Below are 6978 nucleotides of genomic sequence, written 5' to 3' on the forward strand. Positions count from 1 at the left end.
ACCGTTGGACAGTGAAGTTTCGTCAATGGCCAGAGAAGGCCCGATGTTGTCAGGAAAGAGCAGCCACTCGTTGGCATGTTCTATCTGGTCCCATTGGCGGAAGCCGCTCAGGACTTCTTTATATTGTTTCTCAAATGTGTGTCCGTCAATATGATAGAAATCTTCAAGCGTACGGCAAGTCACTGGGGAAGTCTCCATACGTTTCTTTTAAAAAAGCTCCAAATTCTTTGGAGTAACGGGTGCCCTGAGCTACCATGTCTAAAGCGATAGGAAGAGTAAAACTCTTGCCCGTGCGCAAATCCGTCCATCGTCTGCGACGAATTTTCAAGATTACCTTATGGTCTCGAATAGGGAAGTCTGTTATATTAACTGCCTCCATGAACCCCTTGGACTCGAAGTTGGCATCACCTGACAAAGTCTTGTCCATACGTTCGTCAAGACTAATATGAAACTCAGGTCCAACTTCACGGACAGAAACTATAGTAAAAAAATCTAATATTTGAGAAGGCAAAACAAGAGTTGCCAAGGTGCGTAACATTTTTTCTTCCATAATGCGAAGTTCGGAATTATTAAGATAAATAACAAATTATTCCCCAGGAAATTTCTACTGACCCGCTTTTTCCATAAAGTTACGCTCATCCAACCAGAAGTCTATCTGGGAAATGTTCTCTTGGATATCTATCACATCAAAATAATCTGCGAGTATCTCTGGAAAGATACAACGCAACAATTGCTCGGTCTTCATGATGCAAAGATAACAAATACTTATGAAATTATGTGCATGAGGAGAGAGGGATGCAACGGGGTTTTACGACTGACCCAAAAGATATACAAATGAGTAGCCACTGCCCCCATTTTTTCTTATCAAGAAAGAGCGGAAACCCTTTTGATAGGACTTCTGCTCTGTGCGCTTCAAGATGGGCTTGAACCAACGACCCCCTGATTAACAGTCAGGTGCTCTAACCAACTGAGCTATTGAAGCATTTTTTGCAATTCGTATTCTCGATTGCGGATGCAAAGGTAGAACGTTTTTTTGAAACTTGCAAACTTTTTTGAAAAAAAATAATCGTTGCACCTTAAAATGGGCAATTTTTTGTGAATCGAAGCCTCATTATGAGGTTAAAATATTATCTTTGCTCATCATTAAATCATGTAGAATGAAAAAATTATTGACATCTCTCTTATTGGTAGTCATACTGCCCACGCTTACTTATGGGCAGGAAGACAAAAATCACCTCTTTGAAACTGCGAAAAATTTAGAAATCTTCAATACAGTTTATAAGAATCTGGACTTGATGTACGTTGATACGCTTGATGCCAATGAAGTCATTGGCGATGGCATCAAGGGGATACTGAATCGGTTAGATCCGTATACAGAGTATTATCCAGCGAGTGAGACACAGGAGCTTAAACGCTTTATCTCCGGGAAATATGGCGGCATAGGAGCCTTGATACGCTATCATCTGCAACTCAAAAATGCTGTTATTGACGAGCCTTATGCACAGATGCCAGCAGCCGAAGTGGGTCTAAAAAAGGGGGATATCATCCTTCAGATTGACGATACTACCATGGTTGGTAAAGATACGAAGTATGTGAGTGAGCACCTTCGAGGCGAACCCGGTTCTACTTTCCTATTAAAGATAAAGCGACCTTCCACAGGAAAGGTAATGACGTTCAAAGTAAAACGTCGCTCTATCCAAATGCCTGTCATTCCTTTTTATGGCATGCTAACTCAGGATATTGGGTATATCAATCTTTTCCAGTATTACGAAGATTGCGCCAAAGAGGTGCGTAAAGCCTTCATTGACCTGAAAAAGCAAGGCGCAAAAGGCATGATACTCGACTTGCGTGGCAACGGTGGCGGTTCTGAACAAGAAGCAGTCGACCTGGTGAACATCTTTGTACCTAAAGATGTCACCATCGTCACCAACAAAGGAAAGCTGAAACGTGCCAACCATGCCTTTAAGACACGCATGGAGCCCGTAGATACAATTATGCCTTTGGTTGTCTTGGTAAACAACATGACAGCGAGTTCCAGTGAGATTACCAGTGGCAGTCTGCAAGATTTAGATAGAGCTGTCATTGTAGGAACGCGCACATTCGGTAAAGGTTTGGTACAGATGACGATGCAAGTTCCTTACAATGGCAACATGAAAGTGACCACCGCACATTATTATATACCCAGCGGTCGATGTATTCAAGCCATTAACTACAAACACAAGAAAGGGAAAACCCTCAATACTCAACTTCCCGATTCACTGACAAGGGTATTTTATACCAAAAATGGTCGTGAGGTGAGAGACGGTGGAGGCATTATGCCGGATGTAGAAATCAAGCCCGATACCATTGCGAATATTTCGGCATATTTGCAACATGGCGACAGTACTGAAACGATGTTCAACTACGTGATTGACTATATTGCCAAACACAAGACGATTGCACCCGCAAATCAATTCGAACTAACAGATGCTGAATTCAATGATTTTAAGCAGCAGGTTCTCAAAAATAAGTTCACTTATGACCCAGGAACCGAGAAGATGTTAAAGGAATTGGAAAAGATAGCTAAGTTTGAAGGATACTATGAAGATGCCAAACCAGAATTTGCAGCACTCAAGAAGAAACTGACTCATGATGTTGCAAAAGATTTGGAATTGAACAAAAATGAACTGAAACAAATCATATCGGCTGATATTCTAACGGCTTATTACTTTCAAGGCGGAGCCATTCAAAACGGCTTAAAATACGACAAACAAACAAAGGAAGCCATACGACTGCTAAAAAATAAAGAAGAATATAACCAAATTCTATCGGGTGCTAAAGGTGTAACGAACAAAGGAACACAAAACAAGCACTAAGCGAAGAAGCAACAGAAGGAAAGAAGTCCACCTGAAGAAACCAAAATTGTTCGAGACTGAAATGGTCAGAACAATTTTGGTGATTGATAATCAATTTATTACTGCTACTTCAAGAAGCGAAGTCGCTTGTCAAGAGGTTCAAAAGTTTTCTCCTCTGGCTCTGCTGCTGGGACGCCAAAGGGCATTTGAGCACGCAACTTCCAATCAGGATGTATGTGAAACTCTTTCGCTACCACCTCGTCTATCAACGGGTTATAATGTTGTATTGAGGCACCAAAACCAACATCTTCGAGCGCTGTCCACAAGGTTAGCTGATGCATACCGTTCGTTTGTTCAGACCAAATGGGGAAATTGTCGGCATACGAGGGGAATTTTTCTTGCAAGCCACGCACTACCGATTGGTCTTCATAATACAAAATTGTACCGTATCCGCTTTGGAATGAAGCGTTAATCTTTTGCTCTGTTTGCGCAAACTTCTCGGGATCGATTCGCTCTCTCAATACGTCTTTTGTAAGTTCCCACACCTTTTGGTGATGCTCACCCAGTAGCACTACCAACCGAGTACTCTGACTATTAAAGGGTGAAGGAACATGCTTGATAGTACACTCAACTATCTCACGGATAGCGTCATCAGAGATTGGCGACTCATTTTTTAACGCATAATAGCTACGACGACGCGCAATGGCATCCAAAAAAGTTCTACTCGTTTTCATTTTCATATTTGATTTTTTTCTTTAGAAGAAAAGGCTTCCTTAAAATGTTATATCAGAAGTCTTTGTTACAAATATACCATAAATTATTGAAAAAATAGAAGTATCTATCGTTGAAAAATGATAATAAAGAGTAAAATGCACCATTTCATTGCCTAATTGCAGATGAGCTTCCCGTGACAGATTGCTGCTCACCCCACCATGTCATTTCATCTACTGAGGCGAACATAAATGCAGCATCGCCTACATTCAGCCGCTTTATCATCAAGTGTAGTCCTATTGTGTGCCACTACTTTTATACGAAAGGAATAAAAATAAGGCAAGTATCTTTTTGCACTATCTGCTTTTTAGGGTAACTTTGCAGTGCATGAAACAGAAACTTCGCAACATCAGCCGCATGAAGCTGATAGCTTTGGTCATCGCACTATTATTCGTGATTACGTGGGTGACATGGACTTGTTGGCCCTCCACTGGACAACAAATGAAACGTGCAGTGGCTGTCATTGAAAGTAAGTCATGGTACGAAATTGTATGCAATGGCAAAAAAGTCTTGTTTTTTGCGGACATCTCATCCGATTCGAGCTTGAGTCGCCTTTCTGTTTATCGAGATTCTTCCACCCTAACGACCTACTCTACGGGAGTTTGGCTCAACCGATATGCCGTGATTCCATCGTGTCATGGTCGATTGGTCACTATCAAAACCAATATCAACAAGGCTGTCGGCATCGATGCGTGTACGCTGATAAGAAAAGAACAAGCGAGAAACCAGCAGAGAATACGCCGCTTGCAGTCTCGTCTGAAAGAACTCAATTATTATCTCCGCATACATAATGTGCATGACGAAGGATATAATACGGTGGCAGGATACACCGATGAAATAAAAAATAGGACAGCACAAGCAAAAGCCCTGTTGAGCATTCTTGATTCAATTCAGAAAAGTAAACAAATTCGAATCTTCCACAAAACGAGCTATACCGCCCACTACAATAACAGAAAAGGCGAACGCCAGCATGTCTACATGGTAGAAATCAACGCTTCAGCGAAACAGCAAACAGTGCTATTGCAAACAACAACGCAAACAACACCAACGGGCGCAGTTCCTTTATCTGTCATGCCGTGGAAGGCAAAAGCCAACGGAGATGCACTGGCAGTAGGTTATGGTGGACTCGGCATTCCAGAATTGGCAACACAAAAAGCGCATTGCTGCATCCTTTCAACCGTTCTTCACAACCGCCAACACGATTTACCAACAGTGCTGGCAGGTGCTGGTTCTCCAGTTTTTAGTTCTGGCGGGCGTTTGATAGGCATCACACAAGGGAAACATGTCATTGACCGAACCCAATTACTCGACTTTTTCAGCAAGGAGGGAAAGCCATGAAAATCTACTTTCATTCATCGCTCCCCACATTCGTAACGCTCCTCGTCCTTTCTCTTTGCATGTCTTGCAGCAGAATACACCCCGATGTACAAGTCGTTTCACAACAGCGTGGCTATACTTACCGCGGCACATTGGTCAAAGGAAAATATGAGGGTTATGGTGAAATGCGCTATCATGGTCGTATCGTGTATGCAGGGCAGTGGGTCGACGGCAAACGAGAAGGCAAAGGTGTTAGTTACGACAGTTGCGGTCAACAAATCGTTGGCTTGTGGAAAGCAAACATCTTAATCCATGGAACTCGTACCGATTCTACTGGCGTATATACGGGGCAACTCAATCAGAAAGGGCAACCCGATGGTGCTGGCAGCTACATATCTACCGATGAAACTTATTATCATGGCTATTGGTTGCAAGGCGAACGTAGCGGATTTGGCTTCGCCTCATCGCCTAAAAAGTTGCGTTTAGGAGAATGGAAAGCTGACCGCTATCTTGGAGAGCGACTGGTTTATACGGAACAACGCATCTATGGCATCGACATTTCACGCCATCAACACAAAATAGGCAAAAAGTATTACCCCATCTATTGGAATCAACTCCGCATTACTCATTTGGGAACAATTAGCAAGAAGCACATCCGTGGCACTGTGAGTTATCCCATTTCGTTCTGCTATATTAAGTCTACAGAAGGTACAACGATACGAAACAGATATTATAAGGGCGATTATCGGGCTGCCAAAAGAAGCGGAATCCACTGTGGTGCTTATCACTTCTTCTCTACCCTGACCAGTGGAAAGGCGCAAGCCAAGTACTTTTTGCGCAACACTCTCTTTCAAAAGGGAGACTTTCCTCCAGTCCTTGATGTGGAGCCTTATCCCAGTCAAATCGCTAAGATGGGCGGAGTAAAGGCGATGTTTAACGAGGTGAGAGCATGGCTACAATTAGTAGAAAAGCATGTAGGCGTAAAACCTATTTTATATATCAGTCAGATTTTTGTCAATAAATACCTGCCCGAAGCACCAGACCTCATGAAAAACTACAATGTTTGGATAGCACGTTATGGCGAATACAAACCTAACGTTCACTTGGTGATGTGGCAGCTAAGTCCTGACGGGAGAGTAAAAGGCATCAAGAGCGATGTTGACATCAATATTTTCAACGGCTATCAGGACAGCTTCGAAGAATTCTTGCGGAACGAACGCATCAAGTAATCTCATTATCGTTGATGCGTACATACTGCAACAAGCAACTGAATAACGACCAACATAAAGGAGACAAAAACATAATTTGTGCATTTCTGCCGTAACATGACTACGATTTCTCAACTTAGTAAGTCAGTTGGAAATGCACCTTCAAAACAATGTTTTTGTCCTTTTATTTTACCAAAAATCGACCATCTAAAATCTTCAAAATAGAAAATTTTAATAGGCAAACGAAATGCAAAAATGAGCTGATTTTCACAAACGAGGCGTCTTTTCAAGCTGAAACATGGACTTTACGCTCTTGGAAACACTCAATAGAGGTGCTATTCACATACTTCAGGAGCATTAAAGCATACAAATAGCAGGCTTATCTCAATGCTTCAGTCGCCAAAAAGTGGAAAGAATTGGAATAAAAAGAGACAACTTTAATATAAAATGCTCAATAACAATCGGTTATGAAAGTTGCTCATAATTCGCGTATTTGCGACCAACTTTGCTGTTGGTGGTTTACACGCGAGTTATGAGAGGCACTTTGTAAAGAAAATTCAGCATTTATCTTCCTCCAAAAACAGCGTATCTCCAACCCTACACACACTATTTGATGGGTGGTTTTTGCGGCTCAAATAACGCTCTTCCACGAAAGAGTCGCGCGCCTAACCCAATTCTCTAAAAAGTGAAGGACAGTATTGCACGAAGGCAAAGATTACTTGTTTTATTCTCTCATACTTCTTGTTGAAAGAACATTTAGTTCGCTCTCCCAAATTTTGCTAATGAAAAGAAACCGATAAATACGATTTTGTTGATAAGCATAAAATAAGAACACTGACCATATAAGG

The 6978-nt window shown here is 41.8% G+C and carries 6 protein-coding genes, 1 tRNA gene and 1 pseudogene; 3 read left to right on the forward strand and 5 right to left on the reverse strand.

Annotated elements, in window-relative coordinates:
• The 4 genes and pseudogenes from BN35_RS13275 to BN35_RS10970 form a co-directional block, all read right to left on the reverse strand.
• Positions 1-198: pseudogene (locus tag BN35_RS13275) on the reverse strand (ISAon1 family transposase); the annotation flags it as partial.
• A complete protein-coding gene (locus tag BN35_RS13280; RefSeq protein WP_044071540.1) occupies positions 164-550 on the reverse strand; it encodes an ISAon1 family transposase N-terminal region protein in 387 nt (128 codons plus the stop codon). The pseudogene BN35_RS13275 and the gene BN35_RS13280, both read right to left, overlap by 35 nt.
• A gap of 54 nt (positions 551-604) precedes the next feature.
• Positions 605-745, reverse strand: coding sequence for a hypothetical protein (locus tag BN35_RS13520; RefSeq protein WP_234396805.1), 141 nt, complete (start codon positions 743-745; stop codon positions 605-607).
• Between the two features lie 163 nt (positions 746-908).
• Positions 909-982 (reverse strand) — tRNA-Asn (locus tag BN35_RS10970).
• A 175-nt stretch (positions 983-1157) separates the two neighbouring features.
• Here BN35_RS10970 and BN35_RS10975 point away from each other — a divergent pair.
• Positions 1158-2855: a S41 family peptidase gene (locus BN35_RS10975; protein ID WP_028901324.1), complete on the forward strand. Its 1698-nt coding sequence runs from the start codon at positions 1158-1160 to the stop codon at positions 2853-2855.
• A gap of 104 nt (positions 2856-2959) precedes the next feature.
• On the opposite strand, the gene BN35_RS10980 is transcribed toward BN35_RS10975, so the two are convergent.
• A complete protein-coding gene (locus tag BN35_RS10980) occupies positions 2960-3568 on the reverse strand; it encodes a nitroreductase family protein (protein WP_025073155.1) in 609 nt (202 codons plus the stop codon).
• Positions 3569-3932: 364 nt separating this feature from the next.
• On the opposite strand from BN35_RS10980, the gene BN35_RS10985 reads away from it, so the two are divergent.
• Together BN35_RS10985 and BN35_RS10990 are read left to right on the forward strand one after the other, a co-directional pair.
• On the forward strand, positions 3933-4943 hold the full coding sequence (locus tag BN35_RS10985) for a hypothetical protein (RefSeq protein ID WP_248616690.1): 1011 nt from the start codon (positions 3933-3935) through the stop codon (positions 4941-4943).
• Positions 4940-6151, forward strand: a complete 1212-nt coding sequence (locus BN35_RS10990; protein ID WP_028901321.1) for a GH25 family lysozyme — start codon at positions 4940-4942, stop codon at positions 6149-6151. The genes BN35_RS10985 and BN35_RS10990 overlap by 4 nt, the downstream gene beginning before the upstream one ends.
• The last annotated feature ends 827 nt before the right edge of the window (positions 6152-6978 follow it).

It is taken from the genome of Hoylesella timonensis 4401737 = DSM 22865 = JCM 15640 (assembly GCF_000455445.1).
GTDB lineage: Bacteria > Bacteroidota > Bacteroidia > Bacteroidales > Bacteroidaceae > Prevotella > Prevotella timonensis.

Excerpts from the sequence above, each read along its gene's own strand:
- BN35_RS13280 (WP_044071540.1), bottom strand. The coding sequence starts at position 550 with ATGGAAGAAAAAATGTTACGCACCTTGGCAACTCTTGTTTTGCCTTCT.
- BN35_RS13520 (WP_234396805.1), bottom strand. The coding sequence starts at position 745 with ATGAAGACCGAGCAATTGTTGCGTTGTATCTTTCCAGAGATACTCGCA.
- BN35_RS10975 (WP_028901324.1), top strand. The coding sequence starts at position 1,158 with ATGAAAAAATTATTGACATCTCTCTTATTGGTAGTCATACTGCCCACG.
- BN35_RS10980 (WP_025073155.1), bottom strand. The coding sequence starts at position 3,568 with ATGAAAACGAGTAGAACTTTTTTGGATGCCATTGCGCGTCGTCGTAGC.
- BN35_RS10985 (WP_248616690.1), top strand. The coding sequence starts at position 3,933 with ATGAAACAGAAACTTCGCAACATCAGCCGCATGAAGCTGATAGCTTTG.
- BN35_RS10990 (WP_028901321.1), top strand. The coding sequence starts at position 4,940 with ATGAAAATCTACTTTCATTCATCGCTCCCCACATTCGTAACGCTCCTC.